23 protein-coding genes are annotated in these 24,916 nt (G+C 67.1%); 17 read left to right on the top strand and 6 right to left on the bottom strand.

Annotated elements, in window-relative coordinates; translation table 11 throughout:
- Positions 1–2 precede the first annotated feature (2 nt).
- On the bottom strand, positions 3–128 hold the full coding sequence (locus LY44_RS18445; protein ID WP_262985653.1) for a hypothetical protein: 126 nt from the start codon (positions 126–128) through the stop codon (positions 3–5).
- 28 nt (positions 129–156) lie between these two features.
- On the opposite strand from LY44_RS18445, the gene LY44_RS11975 reads away from it, so the two are divergent.
- The 4 genes from LY44_RS11975 to LY44_RS11990 are packed head-to-tail and all read left to right on the top strand — an operon-like array spanning position 157 to position 3,065.
- The gene (locus LY44_RS11975) at positions 157–1,020 is read left to right on the top strand and encodes an alpha-D-ribose 1-methylphosphonate 5-phosphate C-P-lyase PhnJ (protein ID WP_055212957.1); all 864 of its coding nucleotides are present in this window, start codon (positions 157–159) and stop codon (positions 1,018–1,020) included.
- Complete coding sequence (phnK, locus tag LY44_RS11980; protein WP_055212958.1) at positions 1,020–1,826, top strand: phosphonate C-P lyase system protein PhnK; 807 nt, start codon at positions 1,020–1,022, stop codon at positions 1,824–1,826. The genes LY44_RS11975 and phnK overlap by 1 nt, the downstream gene beginning before the upstream one ends.
- Before the next feature lie 4 nt (positions 1,827–1,830).
- Positions 1,831–2,514, top strand: coding sequence for a phosphonate C-P lyase system protein PhnL (gene phnL, locus LY44_RS11985; RefSeq protein ID WP_055212959.1), 684 nt, complete (start codon positions 1,831–1,833; stop codon positions 2,512–2,514).
- Entirely contained in the window at positions 2,511–3,065 is a 555-nt protein-coding gene (locus LY44_RS11990; protein WP_055256488.1) for a hypothetical protein, read from the top strand. Before phnL ends, LY44_RS11990 begins: the two co-directional genes overlap by 4 nt.
- Here the strand turns inward: LY44_RS11990 and LY44_RS11995 are convergent.
- Positions 3,032–3,703 (bottom strand): DUF1045 domain-containing protein, encoded by a 672-nt coding sequence (locus LY44_RS11995; RefSeq protein ID WP_055213150.1) that lies wholly within the window; start codon positions 3,701–3,703, stop codon positions 3,032–3,034. The genes LY44_RS11990 and LY44_RS11995 overlap by 34 nt on opposite strands.
- Positions 3,704–3,792: 89 nt before the next feature.
- On the opposite strand from LY44_RS11995, the gene LY44_RS12000 reads away from it, so the two are divergent.
- Positions 3,793–4,938, top strand: a complete 1,146-nt coding sequence (locus LY44_RS12000; protein ID WP_055212960.1) for an alpha-D-ribose 1-methylphosphonate 5-triphosphate diphosphatase — start codon at positions 3,793–3,795, stop codon at positions 4,936–4,938.
- Between the two features lie 51 nt (positions 4,939–4,989).
- Here LY44_RS12000 and LY44_RS12005 read toward each other — a convergent pair whose 3' ends face one another.
- Together LY44_RS12005 and LY44_RS12010 are read right to left on the bottom strand one after the other, a co-directional pair.
- Positions 4,990–8,424, bottom strand: coding sequence for a pyruvate carboxylase (locus LY44_RS12005; protein ID WP_055212961.1), 3,435 nt, complete (start codon positions 8,422–8,424; stop codon positions 4,990–4,992).
- Between the two features lie 176 nt (positions 8,425–8,600).
- A complete protein-coding gene (locus LY44_RS12010) occupies positions 8,601–10,355 on the bottom strand; it encodes a trypsin-like peptidase domain-containing protein (protein ID WP_055212962.1) in 1,755 nt (584 codons plus the stop codon).
- Between the two features lie 165 nt (positions 10,356–10,520).
- Here LY44_RS12010 and LY44_RS12015 point away from each other — a divergent pair, with 165 nt between their 5' ends.
- From LY44_RS12015 to glmM, 8 genes are all read left to right on the top strand, one after another.
- Entirely contained in the window at positions 10,521–11,459 is a 939-nt protein-coding gene (locus LY44_RS12015) for a glycine--tRNA ligase subunit alpha (RefSeq protein WP_055212963.1), read from the top strand.
- Positions 11,456–11,857: a DUF6446 family protein gene (locus LY44_RS12020; protein ID WP_055212964.1), complete on the top strand. Its 402-nt coding sequence runs from the start codon at positions 11,456–11,458 to the stop codon at positions 11,855–11,857. Before LY44_RS12015 ends, LY44_RS12020 begins: the two co-directional genes overlap by 4 nt.
- Before the next feature lies 1 nt (position 11,858).
- Entirely contained in the window at positions 11,859–14,123 is a 2,265-nt protein-coding gene (gene glyS / locus LY44_RS12025; RefSeq protein ID WP_055212965.1) for a glycine--tRNA ligase subunit beta, read from the top strand.
- Positions 14,124–14,260: 137 nt separating this feature from the next.
- Entirely contained in the window at positions 14,261–16,798 is a 2,538-nt protein-coding gene (locus LY44_RS12030) for a putative PEP-binding protein (protein WP_055212966.1), read from the top strand.
- A gap of 244 nt (positions 16,799–17,042) precedes the next feature.
- Positions 17,043–17,744, top strand: coding sequence for a cell wall hydrolase (locus tag LY44_RS12035; RefSeq protein ID WP_055212967.1), 702 nt, complete (start codon positions 17,043–17,045; stop codon positions 17,742–17,744).
- A gap of 84 nt (positions 17,745–17,828) precedes the next feature.
- Positions 17,829–18,740, top strand: a complete 912-nt coding sequence (locus LY44_RS12040) for a dihydroneopterin aldolase (protein ID WP_055213151.1) — start codon at positions 17,829–17,831, stop codon at positions 18,738–18,740.
- A gap of 48 nt (positions 18,741–18,788) precedes the next feature.
- Positions 18,789–19,805 (top strand): dihydropteroate synthase, encoded by a 1,017-nt coding sequence (gene folP, locus LY44_RS12045; RefSeq protein ID WP_055212968.1) that lies wholly within the window; start codon positions 18,789–18,791, stop codon positions 19,803–19,805.
- On the top strand, positions 19,802–21,148 hold the full coding sequence (glmM, locus tag LY44_RS12050; protein ID WP_055212969.1) for a phosphoglucosamine mutase: 1,347 nt from the start codon (positions 19,802–19,804) through the stop codon (positions 21,146–21,148). Before folP ends, glmM begins: the two co-directional genes overlap by 4 nt.
- A 3-nt stretch (positions 21,149–21,151) precedes the next feature.
- Here glmM and LY44_RS12055 read toward each other — a convergent pair whose 3' ends face one another.
- Positions 21,152–21,520, bottom strand: a complete 369-nt coding sequence (locus LY44_RS12055) for a hypothetical protein (RefSeq protein ID WP_055212970.1) — start codon at positions 21,518–21,520, stop codon at positions 21,152–21,154.
- A gap of 77 nt (positions 21,521–21,597) precedes the next feature.
- Positions 21,598–22,686, bottom strand: a complete 1,089-nt coding sequence (gene ilvC / locus LY44_RS12060; RefSeq protein WP_223230683.1) for a ketol-acid reductoisomerase — start codon at positions 22,684–22,686, stop codon at positions 21,598–21,600.
- A 58-nt stretch (positions 22,687–22,744) separates the two neighbouring features.
- Between ilvC and LY44_RS12065 the strand changes: the two genes are divergently transcribed.
- The 4 genes from LY44_RS12065 (at position 22,745) to LY44_RS12080 (ending at position 24,912) form a co-directional block, all read left to right on the top strand.
- The gene (locus LY44_RS12065) at positions 22,745–23,203 is read left to right on the top strand and encodes an Lrp/AsnC family transcriptional regulator (protein WP_055213153.1); all 459 of its coding nucleotides are present in this window, start codon (positions 22,745–22,747) and stop codon (positions 23,201–23,203) included.
- Positions 23,200–23,658, top strand: coding sequence for an Lrp/AsnC family transcriptional regulator (locus LY44_RS12070; RefSeq protein ID WP_055212972.1), 459 nt, complete (start codon positions 23,200–23,202; stop codon positions 23,656–23,658). Before LY44_RS12065 ends, LY44_RS12070 begins: the two co-directional genes overlap by 4 nt.
- 129 nt (positions 23,659–23,787) lie before the next feature.
- The gene (locus tag LY44_RS12075; RefSeq protein WP_055213154.1) at positions 23,788–24,600 is read left to right on the top strand and encodes an urease accessory protein UreD; all 813 of its coding nucleotides are present in this window, start codon (positions 23,788–23,790) and stop codon (positions 24,598–24,600) included.
- 9 nt (positions 24,601–24,609) lie between these two features.
- On the top strand, positions 24,610–24,912 hold the full coding sequence (locus tag LY44_RS12080) for an urease subunit gamma (RefSeq protein WP_055212973.1): 303 nt from the start codon (positions 24,610–24,612) through the stop codon (positions 24,910–24,912).
- Positions 24,913–24,916: the final 4 nt, after the last annotated feature.

Genomic DNA, 24,916 nt, shown 5'->3' on the forward strand with positions numbered 1-24,916 from the left:
CCTCAGTCTTCGTCTTTGCCCGGCGCGGTTCTGTCGTCCTTGGGGGCATCGCCACCGCCCGCCCGATTGCGCAGGAACGATCCGACGAGGAACGCGCCCGCAAGCGCGAAAAAGATCCAGTGCAACATCCGTCCGTTCCTTGTTCCGGGGGCCAACATGTCTGAAGGTTACAGCTTCGCCTATCTTGACGCCGCAACCAAGCGGATGATCCGTCGCGCCCTTTTGAAGGCCCTCGCCATTCCGGGCTATCAGGTGCCCTTTGCCAGCCGCGAAATGCCGATGCCCTATGGCTGGGGCACTGGCGGCGTGCAGGTGACGGCGGCCTGTCTGATCCCCGAAGATGTGCTGAAAGTGATCGATCAGGGTGCCGATGACACGACGAACGCGGTCTCGATCCGGCGGTTCTTCGAGCGCACGGCGGGGGTGGCCACGACCACCCACACGCAAGACGCCACGCTGATCCAGACCCGCCACCGCATCCCGGAAGCGGCGCTGACCGAGGCTCAGATCCTGGTCTTTCAGGTGCCGATCCCCGAGCCCCTGCGGTTTTTGGAACCGCGCGAGGCCGAGACGCGGCGGATGCATGCGCTGGCCGATTACGGGCTGATGCATGTGAAGCTTTACGAGGATATCGCGCGGCACGGGGCGATTGCGACCTCTTATGCCTATCCGGTGCTGGTCGAGGGGCGCCATGTGATGGACCCCAGCCCGATCCCGAAATTCGACAATCCGAAACTGGGCGATTGCCCGGCGATCCAGCTGTTCGGCGCCGGGCGGGAATGCCGCATCCATGCGTTGCCGCCCTATACCCGGGTGGTCAGTCTCGATTTCGAGGATCACCCGTTCGAGGCGACGAAGGCCGAGGCCGCCTGCGATCTGTGCGGGGCCGAGACGAGCTATCTTGATGAGGTGATCACCGATGATGCGGGCGGGCGGATGTTCTGCTGCTCGGACACCGATTTCTGCGCCGGGCGGCGGGCGGCCGGGCATCTGGGGCGATTGTCGGAGGGGGCCGCGTGATGGAGAGCGCGCAAGGGCGTATTTGGACCAGGAAAAAGCCGGAGCCGGAAGCGGGGCCGCTGCTGCTGGTCGAGGGGTTGGGCAAGGCCTGGGGGGCGCGGATCGGCTGTGCCGATGTGGGCTTTGATCTTTACCCCGGCGAGGTTCTGGGGATCGTCGGCGAGAGCGGCTCGGGGAAATCGACGCTTTTGGGGTGTCTGGCCGGGCATCTGCCGGCGGATGCGGGGCGGATCCTCTATCGCGGCCGCGATCTGCGCATGATGGCGGAACCCGAGCGGCGGCATCTGGCGCGCACCGAATGGGCCTTCGTGCATCAAAACCCGCGCGACGGGCTGCGCATGGGGGTGACGGCGGGGGCGAATGTCGGCGAGCGGCTGATGGCGGTCGGCGCGCGGCATTACGGCGCGATCCGGGCCACCGCGACCGACTGGCTCGGCCGGGTCGAGATCGACCCCGCGCGGATCGACGACCGGCCGCGCGCCTTTTCGGGCGGCATGCAGCAGCGGTTGCAGATCGCGCGCAATCTGGTGACCGGACCGCGGCTGGTCTTGATGGACGAACCGACCGGGGGGCTCGATGTGTCGGTGCAGGCGCGGCTTCTGGATCTGCTGCGCGAACTGGTGCGCGAGATGGGTCTGGCGGTGATCATCGTCACCCATGATCTGGCCGTGGCGCGGCTTCTGGCCGACCGGCTGATGGTGATGAAGGACGGCCGGGTGATCGAGGCGGGGCTGACCGATCAGGTGCTCGACGATCCGCAGGCGGCCTATACGCAACTTCTTGTTTCCTCTGTCTTGCAGGTCTGAGCCGATGATCGAGATCGAAAATCTGTGCAAAAGCTTCACCTTGCACAATCAGGGCGCGGCGGTGCTGCCGGTACTGGCGGGGGCGCATCTGCGCGTCGACCCGGGCGAATGCGTGGCGCTGACCGGCGCCTCGGGCAGCGGGAAATCGACGCTGATGCGGATGATCTGGGGCAATTACCGCGCCGAGACGGGGCGGCTGCAGGTGGCCGGGCTGGATCTGACCACGGCGACACCGCGCCAGATCATCGCGCTGCGGCGCGCGCGGCTGGGCTATGTCAGCCAGTTCCTGCGCGTCGTGCCGCGCGTGCCGACGCTGCGCGTCGTGGCCGAGCCGCTTCTGGCGCTGGGCCAGCCCGAACCGCAGGCGCTGGCCCGGGCCGCCGCGCTGCTTGCCCGGCTCAACATCCCCGAGCGGCTCTGGTCGCTCTCGCCCACCACCTTTTCGGGCGGCGAGCAGCAGCGGGTGAACATCGCCCGCGGCTTCGCCCATCCTTTCCCGGTGCTGCTGCTTGACGAGCCCACCGCCTCGCTCGATGCGGTCAACCGCGCCGTCGTGCTTGATCTGATCGGCGAGGCCAAGGCCCGCGGCGCCGCCATTCTGGGCATCTTCCACGATGAGGCCGCGCGCGCGCAGGTGGCCGACCGGCTGGTCGATGTCACCGGCTTCACCCCCGCGAGGGCGGCATGAGCGGGCGGCTTTTCGCCATCGTCGGCCCCTCGGGCGCGGGCAAGGACAGGCTGATCGCCGGGCTTATCGCGGCCCGCCCCGAGATCCACCGGGCGCGGCGCACGATCACCCGTCCGCCCGCCGAGAGCGAGGATTTCGAGAGCCTCCCGGCCCCGGAGTTCGCGGCGCTGCGCGGGGCGGGCGGCTTTGCGCTGTCGTGGCAGGCGCACGGGCTGGGCTATGGCATCCGGGCCTCGGAACTGGCGCCGCTGGCCGCGGGGCGCGACGTGATCTTCAACGGCTCGCGCGCGGCCCTGCCTGCCTGTCTGGCGGCCTATCCCGCGCTGCGGGTGATCGAAATCACCGCCGCGCCCGCCGTCTTGCAGGCGCGGCTGGCCGGGCGCGGGCGCGAGGCGGCGGCCGAGATCGGCCGGCGGCTGGAGCGCGCGGCGCTGGCGCTGCCGCCGGGGCTGGGCGCGGTGCGGATCCTCAACGACGGTGCGCCCGAGGCGGGCATCGCCGCGCTGATCGCGGCGCTTCAGCCCGACAGCGCCTGCGCCGCCAGCAGATGAAACCGCCCCGTCTCGTCCTCGCCGAACAGGCAGAGCCGGTCGATCTGCACCGGCCGCGCCAGATGCGGCGCGAAAAAGTCCGTCGCCAGCGGTTCAAGCCGGTCCAGTTCTGCGGGATCAAGATCCCCGGTCAGCGACATGTGAAAGCGGAATTCCTCGAAGACGAAGGGATAACCGAAGTCGCGCAGCAGTTCGTTTTGCCGCGCGCTCAGATGCTCAGGGCGGCGGCGGGCGGTTTCGGCCGCGCTCAGCGGCGCGCGGAAGGGCTCGAACCGGGTCACGACCTCGGCGGCAAGGCGGGTCAGCGCCGCGGGCTGGGGCTGCGGGCAAAGCGCAAGGAACCGGCCGAGCCGGGTCACCGCAAGGCCGGGCAGGGGCACCGGGGCAAGCGCGGCGGCGGTCTCTGCGAGCGCGGCGTGCAGCGCCCCGGGCGTGGTTCCGGCGGCCAGCCGGAACGGCGCTTTCAGCGTGGCGTGAAAGCCGTATTTGCGCGGGGCCGCAGTGGCCGCGGCAAGCCCGGCGATGGCGGGCTGACCGACCGGGCGGCCGGTCGCGGCATCCCGGCCCAGCCAGCCCGATCCGGCCTGCCAGAGCCCCGCATCGGCGGGGGCGAAATAAAGGGCATAGCGTTTGATCATCATCGCCCCCCTGTCGCACCAAAGCGTCACCGCAATGTGACAATCGCCTGCCAAACCCCTGTTTGCAAACAAAACCCCCGGAGAAACGGATGACCGAGACGATTTTGGCCAATGCCATGCTTGTGCTGCCCGAGGGCGTGATGCCCGGGCATCTGCTGCTGCGCGACGGGCTGATCGCCGAGATCGGCACGGGCCGTGCGGTGCCGAAAGGCGCGCTCGATTGCGCGGGCGATCTGCTGGCGCCGGGGCTGATCGAGCTGCACACCGACAATCTGGAGCGCCATATCGAGCCGCGCCCGAAAGTGGCCTGGCCGCATGCCGATGCGATCATCGCCCATGATGCCGAACTGTGTTCGGTGGGCATCACCACGGTGTTCGACGCGCTGCGGGTGGGCTCGATCGGGGCGTCGGGAGGGCGGTCGGACTATCGCGAATATGCCCGCGCGCTGGCCGATGAGATCTTGCAGATGCGGGCACGCGACGGGGTGCGGATCTCGCATTACCTGCATCTGCGCGCCGAGATCTGTTCGGAAACGCTGCTCGAGGAGCTGGCGAAATTCGGCCCCGAGGATCGGGTGGGCATCGTGTCGCTGATGGATCACACCCCCGGCGCGCGGCAGTTTCGCGACCTCTCGAAGCTGCGCGATTATGTGCGCAAGAAACACGGGCTGAGCGAGGCGGAGTTTCTGGCCCATGTCGAGCAGGAAAAGGCGCTGAAGGCGCGGCACGGCGCGGCGCATGAGGCGGGGGTGGTGGCCGCCGCGCGCCGTCTGGGCGCGGCGCTGGCCAGCCATGACGACACCACGCCCGAGCATGTCGCGGTGTCGCACGGCCATGGGGTGCGGTTTGCCGAGTTTCCGACCACCTTCGAGGCGGCGCAGGCCTGTCGCGATCATGGCATCGCGGTGATGATGGGGGCGCCGAACCTGATCCGCGGCGGCTCGCATTCGGGCAATGTCGCGGCGCAGGCGCTGGCCGAGGCGGATCTGCTCGACATCCTGTCGTCGGATTACGTGCCGGGGGCGCTTTTGTCAGCGGCGCTGCTTCTGGGCGACATCTGGGGCGATGTGGCGCGCGGGCTCTCCACGGTGACGGCGGCGCCGGCGCAGGCGGTGGGGCTGGCCGATCGCGGCCGGATCGCGCCGGGGCTGCGCGCCGATCTGATCCGGGCGCATCGGGTGGAGCGCACGGCGGCGCTGCGCGGGGTCTGGGTGCGCGGCCGCCGCGTCGGTTGAGAAAACGGGCGCCCCTTGGGGCGCCCGTGGCCTGTTCTGGCGCGGATCGGCCTATTCCAGCTCGATCAGCAGGTCTTTCGCGTCGATCTGGCTGCCCGGGGTGACATGCAGCGCCTTCACCGTGGCTTCGCGGTCGGCATGCAGGCCGGTCTCCATCTTCATCGCCTCGATCGTCAGCATCAGATCGCCCGGCCGCAGCTTTTGCCCCACGGTCACCGCCACCGCGGCGATCGAGCCCGGCATCGGCGCGCCGACATGGCCCGGATTGCCCGGATCGGCCTTGGGTTTCGCCTTGGTCGCGGCCTTGACCAGACGGTTCGGCACCCGCACCGCACGGGGCTGGCCGTTCAGTTCAAAGAACACCTTGGCATCGCCGGTCTCGTCGGTCTCGCCCACGGTCTGCAGCCGGATTTCCAGCGTCTTGCCGGGGTCGATCTCGGCCGTGATTTCCGAGCCGGGGGCCATGCCGTAGAAGAAGACCGGGGTGGGCAGGGTCCGCACCGGGCCGTAGACCCGATGCCGCCCCATGTAATCGAGGAAGACCTTGGGATACATCAGATAGCCCGCCAGATCCTCGTCATCGACGGCGCGGCCTTCCAGATCGGCCGAGAGCTTCGCGCGCACCGCTTCCAGATCGACCGGCGGCAGGTGCTTGCCCGGCCGTTCCGTGCTGGGGGTCTCGCCCTTGAGCACCTTGGCCACGATCGCTTCGGGCCAGCCGCCGGGCGGTTGGCCCAGATTGCCGCGCAGCATGTCCACCACCGAGTCGGGGAAGGCCATGTCCTTGGCCGGGTTCAGCACGTCGTCTTTCGTCAGGTTCTGCGCCACCATCATCAGCGCCATGTCGCCCACGACTTTCGAGGACGGCGTGACCTTGACGATATCGCCGAAGATCTGGTTCGCATCGGCATAGGCCTGCGCCACCTCGTGCCAGCGTTCCTCAAGGCCAAGGGACCGCGCCTGCGCCTTCAGGTTGGTGAACTGACCGCCGGGCATTTCGTGCAGATAGACTTCCGAGGCCGGGGCTTCGAGACCGCTCTCAAAGGCGGCGTATTGATGCCGCACGCCCTCCCAGTAGTTCGAAAGTTCGCGGATCGCGGCGATATCAAGGCCGGTGTCGCGGTCCGTATGCGCCATGGCTTCCACGATCGAGCCAAGGCAGGGCTGCGAAGTGCCCCCCGAGAAGGCATCCATCGCCGCATCGATCGCATCCACCCCGGCATCGGCCGCGGCCAGAACCGTGGCGCCCGCGATCCCCGACGTGTCATGGGTGTGGAAGTGGATCGGCAGTCCGACCTCTTCCTTCAGCGCTTTCACCAGCGCGCGCGCGGCGGCGGGTTTCAAAAGCCCCGCCATGTCTTTCAGGCCCAGAACATGGGCGCCTGCGGCCTCCAGCTCCTTCGCCATGCCGACATAGTATTTCAGGTCATATTTCGCCCGCTCGGGGTTCAGGATGTCGCCGGTGTAGCAGATCGTGCCTTCGCAGATCTTGTTGGCTTCCACCACCGCATCCATCGCCACGCGCATGTTCTCGACCCAGTTCAGGCTGTCGAAAACGCGGAACACGTCAACGCCCGAGGTCGCGGCCTGAGCCACGAAGAACTGCACCACATTGTCGGGATAGTTCGTGTAGCCGACCCCGTTCGAGGCGCGCAAAAGCATTTGCGTCAGGATGTTGGGCATCCGCGCGCGGATGTCGCGCAGCCGCTGCCACGGGCATTCCTGCAAGAAGCGGTACGCCACGTCAAAGGTCGCGCCGCCCCAGCATTCGACCGAGAAGAGCCCGGGCAGGTTCGCCGCATAGACCGGCGCCGCCTTGATCATGTCGATCGAGCGCATCCGGGTGGCGAGCAAGCTTTGATGGCCGTCGCGCATCGTCGTGTCGGTGATGAGCAACTTCTTCTGATCGCGCATCCAGTCCGCCACCGCCTTCGGGCCGTCGCGGTCCAGCATGTCGCGGGTGCCGGGGGTGACCGGGCCGCGCAGCGCGGGCAGGCGCGGCGGTTTCGCCTCGGCCGCGGGTTTCGGGCGGCCCGCGGTCTCGGGGTGACCGTTCACCGAGATGTCGGCGATGTAGGTGAGGATCTTCGTCGCCCGGTCGCGGCGCTTCTTGAAGGCAAACAGATCCGGCGTCGTGTCGATGAACTTCGTCGTGTAGCTCATGTCGAGGAAAGTCGGATGCTTGAGCAGGTTGATGACGAAGTCGATGTTCGTCGACACCCCGCGGATGCGGAATTCGCGCAACGCCCGGTCCATCCGCTTGATCGTCTGATCCGGGGTCTGCGCCCAGGCGGTGACCTTGACCAGAAGGCTGTCATAATAACGCGTGATCACGCCGCCCGCATAGGCCGTGCCGCCATCCAGCCTGATCCCCATGCCGGTGGCCGAGCGATAGGCGGTGAGCCGCCCGTAATCGGGGATGAAGTTGTTTTGCGGGTCTTCGGTCGTCACCCGGCATTGCAGCGCATGGCCGTTCAGTTTGATGTCGGCCTGGGCCGCGACCCCGGTCGCCTCGGCCAGCGTCGCGCCTTCGGCGATGCGGATCTGGCTTTGCACGATGTCGATGCCGGTGACCTGTTCGGTGACCGTATGTTCGACCTGCACGCGCGGGTTCACCTCGATGAAGTAGAACCGGCTCGTGTCCATATCCATCAGGAATTCGACCGTGCCCGCGTTCTGATAGCCGACCGCATTGCCGATCTTCAGCGCCAGCGCGCAGACCTCGGCGCGTTGGGCTTCGGTCAGATAGGGGGCGGGGGCGCGTTCGACGACCTTCTGGTTGCGCCGCTGCACGGTGCAGTCGCGCTCAAACAGGTGATAAAGCCCGCCGTGGCTGTCGCCCAGCAACTGCACCTCGACATGCCGCGCGCGCAGGATCATCTTTTCCAGATAGCCCTCGCCATTGCCAAAGGCGGCCTCGGCCTCGCGACGGCCCTCGCGGACCTTTTCGACAAGTTCATCGGGGCCAAGGATCGGCCGCATGCCGCGCCCGCCGCCGCCCCAGCTGGCCTTGAGCATCAAGGGATAGCCGATCTCGGCCGCCTCGCGCTTGATCGCGTCGAAATCCTCGCCCAGAACTTCGGTCGCGGGAATGACCGGCACGCCCGCCGCCATCGCCACCTTGCGCGCCGAGGCCTTGTCGCCAAGCGCCCGCATCGTCGCCGCTTTCGGGCCGATGAAGGTGATGCCCGCCTTGTCGCAAGCCTCGACGAATTCGGGGTTTTCCGACAAAAGCCCATAGCCCGGGTGGATCGCGTCGGCGCCCGAATCCTGCGCCACGCGGATGATCTCGTCGATCGACAGATAGGCGCCGACGGGCGAGAGCCCGGCGCCGATGCGGTAGGCCTCGTCGGATTTGAACCGGTGCAGGCTGAGCTTGTCTTCCTCGGCATAGACGGCGACCGTCTTCTTGCCCAGTTCATTCGCGGCGCGCAGCACGCGGATGGCAATCTCGCCGCGGTTGGCGACCAGAATCTTTTCGAACATCTGAGATCTCCCCGAAAACACAGCCCGCACAGCGGGAGGTCAGGGCGAAACCTAACGACGCCGCAACGCGGCGCAAGGCAAAACTTGCGAAATCGGGCAAATTAACTGGCCAATTTCGCGATGTTTGCAAAGCCCCTGTCAGTTCCGATCCGCGCTGTGCCGCTTCGGGGGCGGCATCATTTCCAGCAGGCGATCTGCACGGTGAAGCCCTGCGCCAAGGCCGAGATGTCCTCGGCCGCCAGCGTGCCCCCCGCCTCGGCGGGCAGCGGCGCAAAGCCTCGCGCCGCCAGCACCGGCACCAGCGCCGAGGTCTGCACCGCCACCGTCATCTCGGGCGGCAGCAGTCTCGCCGTCTCGCCCCCTCGCGGCAGCACCACGCCCAGAACCGCCCCCGCGCCATCCAGCACCGGGCCGCCGACATCGCCCGGCAGCGTCTTCACGGCGAGCCGTGCCCGCTCGGGCTCGCCCGCAAGGCCGGTCAGGTCCGAGAGCGTGCCGAAGCTGACGACCGGCGCCGACAGCGCCTCGGGATAGGAGAACCCGGCCACCGCCAGCGCCGCGCCGCGCCCCGCGGTGACGGTCTCGAATCGCGCCACGGCGGGCGGGGCAAGGGGGGCGAGCGGCTGCAGAACGGCAATGCCAAGGTGCGGATCGGCAAAGGCGATCTTCGCCGGGGCGCCCTCGATCGTGACCTTGCCGCAGGCGGACAGCCCCTCGGCCGCGGTCAGCACCGCGCCTTTGGCGTCGATGAACAGCCCCGAGCGGGCGAATTCCGGGTGCCGCACGTCCAGCCCCGCGATCAGATCGGCGCGCCCGACCGCCATCGGCTGACCCAAAGTCGGGTCGAGCGCGGTCTCGCCGAGCGGCTTGAAGCTCGTCTTCATCGCCGCCAGCACGCGCGCCATCCGCGGCGCGTCGGCGGCCGGATAGACCAGCGTGAAGCCCTTGATCAGGCCCTTGGAGAGCCGGACCTCGGTCACGGAATGGATCTGCGCATCCTCGCCCACCAGCGAAAAGCCGGATTTGTCGCGGCTGCGCGGGCCCGTCGTCGGCACGATTTCCAAAGACGCCATCGCGTCGTAAAGCCCGTACAGCGTGTTCTGATCGCCCGGTTCGGAAATCAGCAGCACCCGCACGCCGGAGATATCCTTGGCGCGGTAATGCACGAAGGGCGGGTCGTAATGGTCGAATTCCACCAGCCCCAGCGGCAGGTCGATCCCGATCCCGGCTTTCGTCTCCTCGACCGGGGTGAGGCCGAGCGCCGATTTCTCGGCCGCCACGCCGTCCAGCAACTGCCGCAGCTCAGCCGATTTCAGCACGCCCGTCGGCTCGAAACCGTGGCTGTCCTGCCAGGCGGCGATCGAGGCCCGGGTGCCGCGCCCGAACGCGCCATCGACGCCGCCGGAATAGACCCCCACCCATTCAAGGGCTTCCTGAACGCGCATCCGCCCCTCGCGGCCCATCGCCTCCTCGGCGCGGCGCGCATCTGCCAGCGTCTCGACCGGCGGCGGCGCCGGTTCGGGCGCCAGCTCGGGCGCCGGGGCAGGGGAGGGCGCGGGGAGAGCCGGGCTTTCAGCCGCTTCCGGCGGCCAGAACTGCGCCCGGAAGCGGCTGCCGTCGGCGACATAGCTGTCGGCCGGGATCAGGCCCGCGTTGCGCATCTGCCGCAGCGCCTCGGCGGCGATTTCGGGCGTGTCATAGGGGCCAAGCGCCAGACCATACCAGCCGCCCGGCAGGGTGAAGCCCGCGGCATCGGGGAAGCTTGTTGCCAGATCGCGCAGCCGCGTCTGCGCCTGATCCAGCGTCGGCAGCGCCTCGATCTGCACCCAGGAGGTGTCCGCCGCCGCCAGACCGGGCGCCAGACTGGCCCAGACCGTCAGCGTCATCCCCAGCACGCCCGCGCGTAGCGCCGACCGTTTCCCCGCCCCCATGCTGCCCCCCGTAACCTTATCGCCCCGCATTTCGCGCAAACTAACAGGATGCGCGCCCGCGTCACCCCCCAATCGCGGCATTTTCCGCCCCGCAAGGCGGCATCCGGTTGACCCTGTTGCGCCCCTTGCCTAGAGAGGGGGCGTTTCGCTCTCAAGGTCGGTGACATGGAAAAACCTGCTGCGCCCCGTTCGTTTCAGGAGATCATCCTGCGGCTGATGACCTATTGGTCCTCCAAGGGCTGCGCGGTCCTGCAGCCCTATGACATGGAGGTCGGCGCGGGCACCTTCCACCCGGCCACCACCTTGCGCAGCCTGGGCAGCCAGCCCTGGGCCGCGGCCTATGTCCAGCCCTCGCGCCGCCCGACCGATGGCCGCTATGGCGAGAACCCGAACCGGCTGCAGCACTATTACCAATATCAGGTGCTGATCAAACCCAGCCCGCCGGATCTGCAGGCGCTGTATCTGGGCTCGCTGGAAGCGATCGGCATCGATCTGGGCCTGCATGACATCCGCTTCGTGGAAGACGACTGGGAAAGCCCGACCCTGGGCGCCTGGGGTCTGGGCTGGGAGGTCTGGTGCGACGGCATGGAAGTGTCGCAATTCACCTATTTCCAGCAGGTCGGCGGGCATGATTGCAAGCCGGTCTCGGGCGAGCTGACCTATGGGCTGGAACGTCTGGCGATGTATGTCCTTGGCATCGATCACGTGATGGACATGCCGTTCAACGATCCGGCCTCGCCGATCCCGCTGAAATACGGCGATATTTTCCGCCAGACCGAGGAGGAATATTCCCGCCACAATTTCGACGGCGCGAATACCGAGGTGCTGTTGCAACATTTCCTCGATGCCGAGGCCGAATGCGAACGGCTTCTGGCCTTCCCGGCCGAGGATCCGAATTCCGGCAAGCGCATCGTCATGGCCCATCCGGCCTATGACCAGTGCATCAAGGCCAGCCATCTCTTCAACCTGCTCGATGCGCGGGGGGTGATTTCGGTGACCGAACGGCAGGCCTATATCGGCCGTGTCCGCGCTTTGGCGAAGAAATGCGCCGATGCCTTCGTCACCACCACCGCGGGCGGCTGGCGCCCGGAGGCGCAGGCGTGACACCGCTTCTGCCCGTCGCGGCGGCGCTGGCGCTGGTCGCGGGCGCCGTGCCCGCCGAGGTCGCGCTGACCGCGGTCGCAACCGGCCAGCCCGAGCCGATCCTGACCGAGGACTGGCAACCGGGGCCGGGGGGGCTTGGCTGTTTTCGCACGCCGCTCTCGCTGGCGCTTCTGACCGAGACTTTCGCGCTTTACGATGCCGCCGCGCCCCGGCCCGGGCCGCAAGCGCCGCCCTGTTTCGATGCCGCGCGGATCGGCGCCGATCTGGCCGCGGGCACGGCGCTGGCCTTCCTTGGGGCGCGCAACATCACCCCCGGCGTCGATCGCGTCGTCGCCGTCTATCCCGATGGCCGGGCCTATGTCTGGCTGCAACCGAATGACCTTGCGGGGAAAAACTGACATGCCCGAATTGCTGATCGAACTTTTCTCGGAAGAAATCCCGGCCCGCATGCAGGGCTTCGCCCGCGACACCCTGCGCAAGATGGTCACCGATGGTCTGGTCGAGGCCGGTCTGACCTATGGCCATGCGCAGGCGTTTTCGACGCCGCGCCGTCTGGTGCTGGTGCTTGACGGGCTTTCGACCGAAAGCCCGACGCTGCGCGAAGAACGCAAGGGCCCGGCCGTCACCGCGCCCGAGGCCGCGGTGCAGGGCTTCCTGCGCTCGACCGGGTTGACGCTGGATCAGCTCGAAAAGCGCGACGACAAGAAGGGCCAGGTCTGGTTCGCGGTGATCGAAAAGCCCGGCCGCGCCGCGCCCGAAATCGTTGCCGAGGTGCTGGAAAAGACGATCCGCAGCTTTCCCTGGCCGAAATCGATGCGCTGGGGCAACGGCACGCTGAAATGGGTGCGCCCGCTGCATTCGATCCTGTGCCTTCTGTCCGATGACACCGGGGCTTCGGTGGTCGATCTGGACATCGACGGCATCAAGGCGGGCGCCACCACGGCCGGGCATCGCTTCATGGCGCCCGATCGCTTTGCCGTCACCGGCTTTGCCGATTACGCCGCCAAGCTGAAAGCCGCCAAGGTGGTGCTGGACTCGTCTGAGCGCGAGGCGATGATCTGGCACGACGCGACCCAGCTGGCCTTTGCGCAGGGGCTGGAGCTGGTCGAGGACAGGGGCCTGCTGACCGAGGTCGCGGGGCTGGTCGAATTCCCCGTCGCGCTGATGGGCGCGATTGCCGAGGACTTCCTGCATCTGCCGCCCGAGGTGCTGCAAACCTCGATGCGGGAACATCAGAAATTCTTCTCGGTGAAGAACCCGAAAACCGGCCGGATCGAGGGCTTTGTGACCGTGGCGAACCGCGAAACCGCGGATCATGGCGCGACGATCCTCAAGGGCAACCTCAAGGTGCTGTCGGCGCGGCTGTCGGACGCGCGCTTCTTCTGGGAACACGACCTGCGGGTGGTGAAGACCGAGGGGCTGGAGGGCATGGGCGCGGGGCTGGCCAACGTGACCTTCCACAACAAGCTGGGCAGTCAAAAGGCCCGGATCGAGCGCATCGCCGCGCTGGCGCGCGAGATTGCGCCGCTTGTGGGGGCCGACCCGGATCAGGCGGAAAAAGCCGCGCTGGTGGTGAAATCCGATCTGCGCTCGGCGATGGTCGGCGAATTCCCGGAACTGCAGGGGCTGATGGGCAGCTATTACGCCCGCGCGCAGGGCCTGTCCGAAGAGATCGCCGCCGCCTGCAAGGGCCATTACTCGCCGCTGGGTCCGTCGGACGCCGTGCCGTCCGAGCCGGTGACGGTGGCGGTGGCTTTGGCCGACAAGATCGACACGCTGACCGGCTTCTGGGCCATCGACGAGAAACCCACGGGCTCGAAAGACCCCTTTGCCCTGCGCCGCGCCGCGCTGGGCGTGATCCGGCTGGTGCTCGGGAATGGGCTGCGGATGGGGTTGGGGCGTGTAGTCAGCAAGATTTTCAATCAACGAGCGAACATCGCAACGCTTGGAGATTGGGTGCGAGAAACCGAGCTGGAGCAAGAAGAGACCAAATCCGCGCTGTATGAGGCCCTTATAAATGAAGATTTGGCTTCTTACGCAGAAGGACACGAAGCGAAGCTGGCCGAGCTAGCCTCGTCGTTCTTGGGGGGTGTTAAGCCCACTCCCAGCAAGCATCATGGGCAAGCTCGTCAATCCTCGTCGGACCTCCTCTCCTTCTTCCACGACCGCCTCAAGGTCTTCCTGAAGGACGAGGGCATCCGCCATGATGTCATCGACGCCGTTCTGGCGATGCCGGGCAATGACGACCTGACGCTGGTGGTGAAACGGGCGGAAGCGCTGAGTGCCTTCCTCAAGACCGAGGATGGCACCAACCTCATTCAGGGCTTCAAACGCGCGAACAACATCCTGACCCAGGCCGAGGCCAAGGATGGCGTCGAATACAGCTTCGGTGCCGATGTGAAATTCGCCGAAGCCGAGGAAGAGAAAACCCTTTTCGCCGCGCTCGACGCCGCCGAAGCGGCGCTGGCCCCGGCGATGGCCTCGGAGGATTTTGCCACGGCCATGGCCGAAATGGCGAAACTGCGCGCCCCCATCGACGCCTTCTTCACCGCGGTGCAGATCAACGCCGAAAACCCGATCGTGCGGCGCAACCGGTTGAACCTGCTCTCGCGCATCCGGCAGATCTGCCAAAGCGTCGCCGATCTGACAAAACTCGACGGCTGATTTCATCTTGCCAAAAATATCCCCGCCGGAGGCTCCTCCGGCGGTGACAGGCACGAAGGTCTGACGGTCGCGCCCCAAGGTCACACTTGCGCCCGTCACAATTCGGCCTATCCTGCTGCTGTCAGGGGCTCGCCGCAATGCAGAAAATCGCCGACTTCTCCGAGTTCGTGAAACTCTCTCCCGCTGCGCCGGTGCAGGCCACCCGGCACGGCTGGCGGGCGAAATGCCTGCAACGGCTGATCCGGCTTGACCTGCCGGTGCCCACCACCGTCGCCCTGCCGGTCGAAACCGTGCGCGCCATCGCCGCCGGGCAGATGCCCGACACCGCCCGCATCGCCGCCGTTTTCGGCAATGATTTCCTTGTTTCGGTGCGATCCTCGCCGGAAAACCCCGAATGGGGCGGGCCGGGCACGGTCTTGAATGTCGGCATGAACGACGCGATGCATGCGCGGCTCTCCGACAGTCACGGGCGCGAGGCCGCCGATGCGCTTTACCTGCGTTTCGTGCAAAGCTACGCCACCCATGTCGCGCGGCTCGACCCCGACATGTTTCACGCGGGCCCCGGCGATGGCGCGCTGGCCGCTGCGCTTTCCGCCTATCACGCCGAAACCGACGAACCCTTCCCGCAAGATCCCGCCCGGCAACTGGCCGAGGTGCTGCGCTCGATGGCGCGCGCCTGGGAGGGGACGACGGCGCGGCTGCTGCGTCAGGCCAAGGGGGCGCCGCCCGATGCGGTGCTGGGGCTTTTGGTGCAGCGCATGGCGCTGGGGATCGGGCCGGGGATTTCCGGGTCCGGCACGATGCAATTCGTCGACAGCGTCACCGGGGCGCCGCGGATCATGGGGCGGTTTCGCGGCCAATCGCAGGGGCGCGCGCGCTCTGATGACACGCTGTTTCTGACCCGCGATCCGCGCGGGCTGTCGCTTGAGGAATTGGCGCCTGCGCTCTTTGCGGTGCTCTGCGGCTATGGCTCTGCCTGCCGGGTGCGGCTGCGCGAGGAGATGCAGCTGGAATTCGCCGTCGAGGGCGGGCGGATTTCGGTGATCGACGCGGTGCGCGTCGCGCGCTCGGCCCGGGCGACGGTGAAGATCGCGGTGGCTCTGGCCGAGGACGGGATCATCACCCGCGAGGATGCGCTGTTGCGGGTGGAACCGCGGGCGCTGACGGAACTGCTGCATTATCAAGTGGATCCGCGCGCGCCGCGCGACCGCTTTGCGCGTGGCATCGCGGCCAGCCCCGGTGCCGCCGTGGGCCGGATCGTCTTCACCGCCGCCGCCGCGCAGGCCAGCGCCGCCCGCGGCGAGCCCTGTATCCTCGTGCGGCGCGAAACCGGGCCCGAGGATATCCGCGGCATGCATGCGGCCGTGGCCGTCCTGACCGAACGCGGCGGCATGACCTCGCACGCCGCGGTGATCGCCCGCGGTCTCGGGCTGCCCTGCATCGTCGGCTGCACCGAGGTGCAGATCAATTCCCGTGACCGCTCGCTTCGCGGCCCCGACGGGCGGACTTTTCTGGAAGGCGAGCTGATCACGCTTGACGGCAGCAATGGCGAGGTGCTGGCGGGCACGGCGGAAATGCTGGAACCGGCGCTGGATGACGGCTTTCGCACGCTTCTGCGCTGGGCCGAGACGGTCTGCGACATCGGCATCCGGGCGAACGCCGACACGCCCGATGACGCCCGCACCGCGCGGATGTTCGACGCCGACGGCATCGGCCTGTGCCGGACCGAGCACATGTTCTTTGACGAAGACCGGCTCACGGTGATGCGCGAGATGATCTTTGCCGATACGCCGAATGACCGGCGGGTGGCGCTGGATCGTCTGTTGCCGATGCAGCGCGCGGATTTCATTGCGCTTTTCGATATCATGGCGGGGTTGCCCGTGTGCATCCGGCTGTTCGATCCGCCGCTGCACGAATTCTTGCCGCATGACCGCGAGGGGATGCGCGAACTGGCCGAGGCGCTGGACCGGCCGCTGTCCGAAGTCACCCGGCGCGTCGAGGCTTTGTCGGAATTCAACCCGATGCTGGGGATGCGCGGCGTGCGGCTGGGCATCACGGTGCCGGAAATCTACGACATGCAGGCCCGCGCGATCTTTGAGGCGACCGTCGAGGCCAGCCGTCGCGGCGCCCCGGTGGTGCCCGAGGTGATGATCCCGCTGGTGTCGGCCGCGCGCGAGGTCGAGATCGTCAAGACCCGGATCGATGCCGTCGCCAGCGCCGTGCGCACCGAGATGAAGGCCGATTTCGCCTATCGTCTGGGGGTGATGGTGGAGACGCCGCGGGCCGCGCTGCGGGCGGGCGAGATCGCGCAACATACGCATTTCCTGTCCTTCGGCACCAACGACCTGACGCAGATGACCTATGGGCTGTCGCGCGACGATGCGGGCCGGTTCATGTCGACCTATGTCAACCAGCATGTCTATGCCGAGGACCCGTTCCACATTTTGGACGTAGAAGGGGTGGGGGAACTCTTGCTCATGGGCGCCTCGCGCGGGCGGGCGGCGCGGCATGACGTGACGATCTCGGTCTGCGGCGAACATGGCGGAAACCCCGAATCAATCGCCTTCTGCCGGGCCGCCGGATTCGATTACGTGTCCTGTTCACCTTTCAGGGTGCCGGTCGCCCGGCTGGCAGGCGCACATTTCGCGCTTCTGGCGCCGCGGAATCGATTCTGACGCAAAATGTTGCGTGAATTTAGGGTTAACAGAACAAAAGCTCTGGCGTTTTCTTTCCGTTACCTTTAGTCGCATTCAGTAACCCGAGGGGTGAGTCGTGCCCCTCTCTTGCGCGGATTTCCGCCGCTTTCGCGGGGGAAATGGTCCGCGTTCTTTCGTGTGGTGGACAAATCCTGCCCGGCTGGGCTATGCCCGTGCCGTCGCGGCCCCGGGCCGGGGCGATTGTCCTTATCGAAAGAAGATCATGTCAGTGCTGAAAAGCTGGACGGGGGGGATGCTCATCCTCCTGGCCCTCGCCGGAGGCTCGCGTGCCGAAACGACGGTAAGCCAGTCGAACGATCCCACGGCGGTTGCCGAGCAGGGGCTGATGCAGCTGCTGTTTCAGGAGCGGGTCGGTCTGCAATCGGTGCCTGCCGACCGGGTTGCGGCGATCACCGCCGCGCCGGTGCCGCGCAGCTGGCCGTGGCAGCGCGAAACCACCGTCGAGGCGCCCACGGTGATCAACGCAAGCTGGCTGGCGCTGCAACCCCGGGCGCACGGCGATGCGCAATTCGAATGTCTCGCCCAGACGATCTATCACGAGGCCCGCGGCGAGACCCTGCAGGGTCAGGTCGCGGTGGCCGAGGTGGTGCTGAACCGGCTCGACGATCCGCGGTTTCCGAAGACGATCTGCGGCGTGGTCGGGCAGGGCGGGCGCGGCGGTTGCGCCTTCAGCTGGACCTGTGACGGGCGCCCCGATCAGGCGGCCGACCGCGCGGCCTGGGATCAGGCGGCGAAAATCGCCCGGGCGATGATCGACGGCGCGCCGCGGCGGCTGACCGATGGCGCCACCTTTTTCCACACGATCGGCGTGCGTCCGACCTGGACGCGCAGCTATCAGCGCACCGCGCAGATCGGCGCGCACACGTTCTATCGGCGTCCGCTGCAGACCGCGGCGATCCGCTAAGGTCGCAACCGCGCGCGCGCATGACGTTTCGGGGTGGGCTTCGCTTGGCCCCGTTTCTATATCTGGGGGCGAAAGGTGGCCTTCATGCACTCCGACACGTCTCTTGCCTTCGCCCATCCCGAAGAGCGCGCGCTGGCCTCGGCGCCCGCCGATCCGCGCGACCGGATCAGCCTGCGCGACCATGTCGTGCTGGCCGATATCGGCGCCTTTCAGCAGGAACGCGGCCATGGCCAGCGGCTGAATTTCAACGTCGTGGTCGAGGTGACGCCGGAAACCGGGCCTTTGGAAGACGATGTGGACCGCATCCTGTCTTACGACCGCATTACCGAGGCGATTGCGGCGGAACTTGCGGCGGAACGGCTCAACCTTCTGGAAACGCTGGCGGAACGGGTGGCGGAGCGGATCCTCGCACAGCCGCGCGCGATGCGGGTTTTCGTGCGGATCGAGAAGCTGGACCGCGGCCCCGGCGCGCTTGGGGTGGAAATCGTGCGCGCGCGGGCCGCGGTGCCGGTGAAGGCGCTCGACGAGGAGGCGACGCTGCATCCGGTCGTCGCCTATCTGTCGAATGCGGTGATCGCGGCGCAGGATCTGTCGGCGCGGCTCGACCGGCTGGCGGCCTCGGGCGCGCCGGTGATTCTGGCGGTGGGCATGCCCGCCGTCCCCCCGCCCGAGACCGGGCACCGGCCGACGCAGCGCCGCATCGATCTTCTGGCGATCGAGCAGAATGCCTGGGTGCTGGCGGCGCGCGATCCGCGCTGTGTCGTCGTCGCGACCCGGACCGAGATCGACTGGGCGATGCGGCGGGGCCAGATGCTGGTCTGGGCGCCCTCGAAGATCGTTCTGGACGCGGTCGATGGCCCGAAGGGCGCGGTGCGCGACACCGGCACGCTGATCCTGTGGCTGGCCGAGCAGATGGCCGCGACCCGGCTCGAGCTTCACGGCGATGTTTCAGCCCCGGCGGGAAGTCGCGTGCCGGTTGTTGCGATCGACCGTTAAGCATCGCTTCACCTTGCCAAGCGGCGGCTCTTTCGCGAAGAGAGACGCATGAAAACCTATTTTCGCCCGATTGCCCAGACCGATGCCGTCCGGCCCGATGCGGCGCTGCCGCTGGCGGGCGGCTGGTGCTGGTTCACCCATGCCGAGGCGCTGACGTGCGCGGGATCGCAAGGGCTGGTTCCGGCGTCTGAAATCCCGCCCGATCTGCTGGAGCGGCTGACCGCGCCGCGCCCGGCCTTGGCCGGGGTGGGCTTCGAGCGCCCCTCGGTCATGGGCATCCTGAACGTGACGCCCGACAGTTTCTCCGACGGCGGCCGGTTCGATGCGCCTGAGGCCGCTTTGGCCCAGGCGCAGGCTTTGGCCGCCGCGGGGGCCGACATTCTGGACATCGGCGGCGAGTCGACCCGCCCCGGCGCCGCGGAAGTTCCTGTCGCGGCAGAGATTTCCCGCACCGCCCCGGTGATTGCCGCGTTGCGGGCGCAAGGTTTTGCGCTGCCCGTTTCCATCGACACCCGCAAGGCCCCGGTGGCGGCGGCGGCGGTGGCGGCGGGGGCGGGGCTGGTGAATGACGTCTCGGCGATGCTTTTCGATCCGGCGATGGCGGCGACGGTGGCGGGGTCTGGCGCGGCTTTGTGCCTGATGCATGCGCAGGGCACGCCCGCGACGATGCAGGCCGAGCCGCGCTATGACGATGTTTTGCTGGATGTTTACGACCATCTGGAGGCGCGCTTGCTTGCCGCCGAAGCGGAGGGCATCGCGCGGTCGCGCGTGCTGCTGGACCCCGGCATCGGCTTTGGCAAGACTGTCGCGCATAATCTGGCGCTGCTGCGGGGGCTCTCACTGTTTCACGGCCTTGGCTGCCCGATCCTGCTGGGCGTCTCGCGCAAGCGTTTCATCGGCACCATCGCCGGGGTGGATCAGGCCGATGCCCGCGCGCCGGGCACGCTGGCCGTGACGCTGGCGGGACTGGCGCAGGGGGTGCAGATGCACCGGGTTCACGATGTCGCCGAGATCGCCCAGGGTATCCGGCTTTTTGACGCCATAACAAGGGGTTACACGCCATGACGCGGAAACTTTTCGGCACGGACGGGGTGCGGGGCGAGGCCAACAGCTGGCCGATGACGGCCGAGATGGCGCTGAAACTGGGCGCCGCGGCGGGGCGGTATTTCCGCCGCGACGGCCGCAATGCGCATCGGGTGGTGATCGGCAAGGACACGCGGCTGTCGGGCTACATGCTGGAAAACGCGCTGACGGCGGGGCTGACCTCGACCGGGATGAACGTGCTGCTCCTGGGCCCGGTGCCGACCCCGGCGGTGGGCTATCTCACCCGCTCGATGCGGGCGGATCTGGGGATCATGATCTCGGCCAGCCACAACCCGGCAAAGGACAATGGCATCAAGTTCTTCGGCCCCGATGGCTTCAAGCTGTCCGACGAGGCCGAGCTGGAGATCGAGGCGCTGGTCGCGGGCGACATCCGTCTGGCGCAGCCGATGAACATTGGCCGGGCGAAGCGGATCGACGACGGGCTGGGGCGCTATGTCGAATATGCCAAGACCACCTTCCCGGCGCGGGATCGGCTGGCCGGGCTCAAGGTGGTGATCGATTGCGCGCATGGCGCCGCCTACAAGGCCGCGCCGCAGGTGCTGTGGGAGCTGGGCTGCGAGGTGATCGAGATCGGCACCAAGCCCAACGGTCTGAACATCAACGAACAATGCGGCTCGACCCATACCCGCACCGCGGCCGAGGCGGTGGTGGCGCATGGTGCCGATCTGGGGATCAGCCTTGATGGCGACGCCGACCGGGTGATGATCCTTGATGAAAACGGTCTGGTGGCGGATGGAGACCAGATCATGGCGCTCTTTGCCGCGCGTTGGGCCGAGGCCGGGCTTTTGCGCGGCGGCGCGCTTGTCGCCACGGTGATGTCGAACCTGGGGCTGGAACGGTTCCTGACCGGGCGGGGGCTGCGGCTTGAACGCACGGCGGTGGGGGATCGCTACGTGGTGGAGCGGATGCGGGCGGGCGGTTACAATCTGGGCGGCGAGCAGTCGGGCCATATCGTGATGACCGATTACGCCACGACGGGCGATGGTCTGATGGCCGGGCTGCAGTTTCTGGCCGCGATGGCTGAGACCGGGCGCCGTGCCTCGGAGCTGACGCGGCAATTCGAGACCGTGCCGCAGATGTTGAAAAATGTAAAGTTCAAGGCCGGTCAGCTGCCGCTCGATAACGAAAATGTTCGAAAAGTGATCGCCGAGGCCGAGGGAAGGATCGCCGGTCAGGGCCGCATCCTGATCCGCAAATCGGGGACGGAGCCGCTGATCCGGGTGATGGCCGAATGCGAGGATGCCGGGCTTCTGGCCGAAACGGTCGAGGGGATCGTGGCGGCGGTGGAACAGGCCACCGCCTGAGCGTTACAGCGTGACGGCCGTGTAAAGCCCCGAAAGCGCGATCCCGGCCGTCACCACCAGCCCCGCCATCGGATAGCCGCCGCGCGCGCCGATCCGCAACAGCGCCTGCAGCACGCCCAGCGTCCAAAGCCCGTAAAGCCCGGCGGTGATGCGAAAGAACGGCATCAGCGCCCCGGGCGCCTGCGCGTAAAGCAAGCCCCCGATCAGCACCACGGCGGGCACGACGAACAGCAGCACGCCAAACAGCCCAAGCCAGAACGTGTCGCCAAATCCGAGCCTTGCGCTGACCAGATCGGCAAACCAGCCGGGGGTGAAGATCTTGGCGCGCTCGCGCGCCAGCGCCGCAAGCTGCTTTTCGTTCAATTCGCTCATCGGGCTCTCCTTTGGTCTGAGCCTGAACGAAAAAGGGGCGCCCCGCAAGGCGCCCCCCTTAAGTCTTGTCGCGCGGGTCAGTTGCGCGAGCGATCGACCATCTTGCCCTTGGCGATCCAGGGCATCATCGCGCGCAGTTTCGCGCCGACTTGCTCGATCTGATGCTCGTCGTTAATCCGACGGGTGGCCTTGAAGAAGGGCTGGCCGACGGCGTTTTCCTGCATGAAATCACGCACGAATTTGCCGGTCTGGATGTCGGTCAGCACGGCTTTCATCCGGGCTTTCGTCTCGTCATAGGGCAGAATGCGCGGGCCCGAAACGTACTCGCCATATTCGGCGGTGTTCGAGATCGAGTAGTTCATGTTCGCGATGCCGCCTTCGTAGATCAGGTCGACGATCAGCTTCACTTCGTGCAGGCATTCGAAGTAGGCCATTTCCGGCTCGTAACCGGCTTCGACCAGGGTTTCAAAGCCCATGCGGATCAGCTCGACCAGACCACCGCACAGGACCGCTTGCTCGCCGAACAGGTCGGTTTCGCATTCCTGACGGAAGTTCGTCTCGATGATGCCCGAACGGCCGCCGCCGATCGCCGAGCAGTAGCTCAGCGCGATGTCCTGCGCCTTGCCGGTCGCGTCATTGTGCACCGCAAACAGGCAGGGCACGCCGCCGCCCTTCACATATTCGCCGCGCACGGTGTGGCCCGGGCCTTTCGGCGCCATCATGATCACGTCGATGCCCGGCTTCGGCTCGATCAGGCCGAAATGCACGTTCAGGCCGTGGGCAAAGGCGATCGCAGCGCCTTCGCGCAGGTTGTCATGCACGTATTTCTTGTAGGTCTCGGCCTGCAGCTCGTCGGGCATGGTGAACATGATCACGTCGCACCAGGCGGCGGCTTCGGCGATCCCCATCACCTTGAGGCCCTCGCCTTCGGCTTTCTTCGCCGAGGGCGAGCCCTCGCGCAGCGCGACGACGACGTTCTTGGCGCCCGAATCGCGCAGGTTCAGCGCATGGGCGTGGCCCTGCGAGCCGTAGCCCAGAATGGCGACCTTTTTGTCCTTGATCAGGTTCACATCGCAATCGCGATCATAAAACACGCGCATGGCGTTCCTCCAGTTGTGATGGAGGCAGGATAGGGTCCTTGCGGCGATTGCGCATTCAAACTTCATGAAATATCACGGTTATTAATAAGGATCATGCGCCGTAGGGCGACAAATGGAAAAAATCATGCAGGTGGATGACATCGACCGACGGATCTTGCGGCAGATGCAGGCCGACCCCGGGCTGGCGCGCGCTGCATTGGCCGAGCGCGCCGGGGTGACGGCGGCAAGCCTGTGGCGGCGGATCGAACGCATGCGCGAAGGCGGCATCATCCGCGCCGAGGAAGCGGTGATCGACTGGCGCAAACTGGGCTGGGAGATCGAGGTCTCGGTGCGTTTCACGCTCGACAAGACGCAGCCGGGGTTTTTCGACGAATTCCTGGAGGCCGCGCGCAAGGTGCCGGAAGTCATTGAAATTCAGACCTTTCTGGGGCAGGTCGATGTGCGGTTGAACGTCATTGCCCGCGACATGGCGCATTATCAGGAGATCTACCGCGAACGCATCCTGGCGCTGCCGCATATTGCCGACACCGATGCCTTGATGCTGATTTCGACGCTGAAGGACACGGCGGAGCTGCCGCTGTGATCGCGCTGGATGACATCGACCGGGCGATTCTGCGGGCTTTGGCGCAGGATGCGACGCTGGGTGCGGGCGAGCTTGGCCGCCGCTTCGGCCTGTCGCAGCCTGCGGCCTGGCGGCGGGTGAAGCGGCTCGAGGAGGCGGGGGTGATCGCCGGGCGGCGGCTGGTGCTGGACCGCCAAGCCTTGGGTTTTGGCGTCACCGTGTTTCTGGGCATCAAGCTGGCCACCAAGGGGCGGATTTCGTTTGAGGATTTCGAACGCGCCGTGCAGGCGATCCCCGAGGTGCAGGTGGTGCAGCATGTCCTGGGCCGCTTCGATTACCGGCTGCGGGTGGGCGCCCGCGACATCGCCGATTTCGAGCGTGTGCTGCGCCGCCGGATCATGACCTTGCCCGGGGTCGGGCAGATCGAAGCCAATGTGATGCTGTCCGAGGAACGCCGTCCGGGGCCGCTGGGCTGATTTTCGCGGCGATGAATTTGCGGGCAAGGTGGCGCGGAATTGTGCGTCTCCGGGCTGGCCGCGATCTTGCTGCGCCCGCCTGCCTGCCCCGACATGGACGCGCGGCCGCGCCGGGCGTTTGCTGCGATCATGTTCGATTCTGCGACCACGCCCCGCTTTCAGCGCAGCCATGGCCAGGCGTCCGTGGCCTTTGAGGGCGCGCGTCTGACGGGGCTTGCGCAACGCGGCTCGGCCAAGGCGCTGCTGCCCCATGTCCGCGGCGTGCCGGAGGTGGTGTTTCTGAACACCTCGGGCGGGCTGACGGCGGGGGATACGCTGCAGTATGGGCTGGACCTTTCGGGCGGGGCGCGGGGGGTGGCGACGACGCAGGCCGCCGAGCGTGCCTATCGTGCCGAGAGCGCTGCGGCGCGGGTGACGGTGGCGCATCGGGTGGGGCGGGGCGGCTGGCTTGACTGGCTGCCGCAGGAAACGATCCTGTTCGACCGCGCGCGCCTGCACCGCGAGACCACGGTGGACCTGGCCGAAGATGCCGGATGCCTGCTGCTCGAGGCGGTGGTTCTGGGCCGTGCTGCGATGGGCGAGACCGTGCAAGACTTGCACTTTTGCGACATTCGCAGGATCAACAGGGCAGGAAAGCCAATCTTTCTGGAGCCCTTCCTGCAAAATTCGAATATCATCGCCAAAGGGCCGCGGGTCGCGCTGCTCGGGCCTGCGCGCGCCTTTGCGACGCTGGTTCTGTGCGCGCAGGGCGCGGAAGACGCGTTGGGCCCGGCCCGCGCCGCGCTGACGGTGCCCGGCGTCGAGGCGGCGGCCTCGGGCTTTGACGGAAAATGCGTGGTGCGCCTGCTGGCCGAGGATGGCTGGCCCCTGCGTCAACAGATCCTGCAACTGATGGGCGCATTGCGGCGGGGCGCGCCCCCGCCGCGCGTCTGGCAAACCTGAGGGGACAAGATGAACCTGAGCCCGCGTGAAAAGGAAAAGCTGCTCGTCAGCCTGGCTGCCATGGTGGCGCGCAACCGGCTGGCGCGGGGGGTGAAGCTGAACCACCCGGAAGCCATTGCGATCATTTCCGATTTCGTCGTCGAAGGGGCGCGCGAGGGGCGTACGGTCGCCGATCTGATGGAGGCGGGCGCCGAGGTCATCCGCCGCGAGCAGTGCATGGAGGGGATCGCCGAGATGATCCATTCGATCCAGGTCGAGGCGACCTTCCCCGACGGCACCAAGCTTGTCACCGTCCACCACCCGATCCGCTGAGGTA

This window comes from Rhodobacter capsulatus, from assembly GCF_003254295.1.
GTDB lineage: Bacteria > Pseudomonadota > Alphaproteobacteria > Rhodobacterales > Rhodobacteraceae > Rhodobacter > Rhodobacter capsulatus.

Coding starts and splice junctions, on each gene's coding strand:
- LY44_RS11990 (WP_055256488.1), top strand. CDS start 2,511: ATGAGCGGGCGGCTTTTCGCCATCGTCGGCCCCTCGGGCGCGGGCAAG.
- LY44_RS12010 (WP_055212962.1), bottom strand. CDS start 10,355: ATGGGGGCGGGGAAACGGTCGGCGCTACGCGCGGGCGTGCTGGGGATG.
- LY44_RS12005 (WP_055212961.1), bottom strand. CDS start 8,424: ATGTTCGAAAAGATTCTGGTCGCCAACCGCGGCGAGATTGCCATCCGC.
- phnL (WP_055212959.1), top strand. CDS start 1,831: ATGATCGAGATCGAAAATCTGTGCAAAAGCTTCACCTTGCACAATCAG.
- LY44_RS11975 (WP_055212957.1), top strand. CDS start 157: ATGTCTGAAGGTTACAGCTTCGCCTATCTTGACGCCGCAACCAAGCGG.
- LY44_RS12040 (WP_055213151.1), top strand. CDS start 17,829: ATGCACTCCGACACGTCTCTTGCCTTCGCCCATCCCGAAGAGCGCGCG.
- LY44_RS12035 (WP_055212967.1), top strand. CDS start 17,043: ATGTCAGTGCTGAAAAGCTGGACGGGGGGGATGCTCATCCTCCTGGCC.
- ilvC (WP_223230683.1), bottom strand. CDS start 22,686: ATGAAGTTTGAATGCGCAATCGCCGCAAGGACCCTATCCTGCCTCCAT.
- LY44_RS12065 (WP_055213153.1), top strand. CDS start 22,745: ATGCAGGTGGATGACATCGACCGACGGATCTTGCGGCAGATGCAGGCC.
- LY44_RS11995 (WP_055213150.1), bottom strand. CDS start 3,703: ATGATCAAACGCTATGCCCTTTATTTCGCCCCCGCCGATGCGGGGCTC.
- LY44_RS12075 (WP_055213154.1), top strand. CDS start 23,788: ATGTTCGATTCTGCGACCACGCCCCGCTTTCAGCGCAGCCATGGCCAG.
- glmM (WP_055212969.1), top strand. CDS start 19,802: ATGACGCGGAAACTTTTCGGCACGGACGGGGTGCGGGGCGAGGCCAAC.
- phnK (WP_055212958.1), top strand. CDS start 1,020: ATGGAGAGCGCGCAAGGGCGTATTTGGACCAGGAAAAAGCCGGAGCCG.
- LY44_RS12055 (WP_055212970.1), bottom strand. CDS start 21,520: ATGAGCGAATTGAACGAAAAGCAGCTTGCGGCGCTGGCGCGCGAGCGC.
- LY44_RS12015 (WP_055212963.1), top strand. CDS start 10,521: ATGGAAAAACCTGCTGCGCCCCGTTCGTTTCAGGAGATCATCCTGCGG.
- LY44_RS12030 (WP_055212966.1), top strand. CDS start 14,261: ATGCAGAAAATCGCCGACTTCTCCGAGTTCGTGAAACTCTCTCCCGCT.
- LY44_RS12080 (WP_055212973.1), top strand. CDS start 24,610: ATGAACCTGAGCCCGCGTGAAAAGGAAAAGCTGCTCGTCAGCCTGGCT.
- LY44_RS12000 (WP_055212960.1), top strand. CDS start 3,793: ATGACCGAGACGATTTTGGCCAATGCCATGCTTGTGCTGCCCGAGGGC.
- LY44_RS18445 (WP_262985653.1), bottom strand. CDS start 128: ATGTTGCACTGGATCTTTTTCGCGCTTGCGGGCGCGTTCCTCGTCGGA.
- folP (WP_055212968.1), top strand. CDS start 18,789: ATGAAAACCTATTTTCGCCCGATTGCCCAGACCGATGCCGTCCGGCCC.
- glyS (WP_055212965.1), top strand. CDS start 11,859: ATGCCCGAATTGCTGATCGAACTTTTCTCGGAAGAAATCCCGGCCCGC.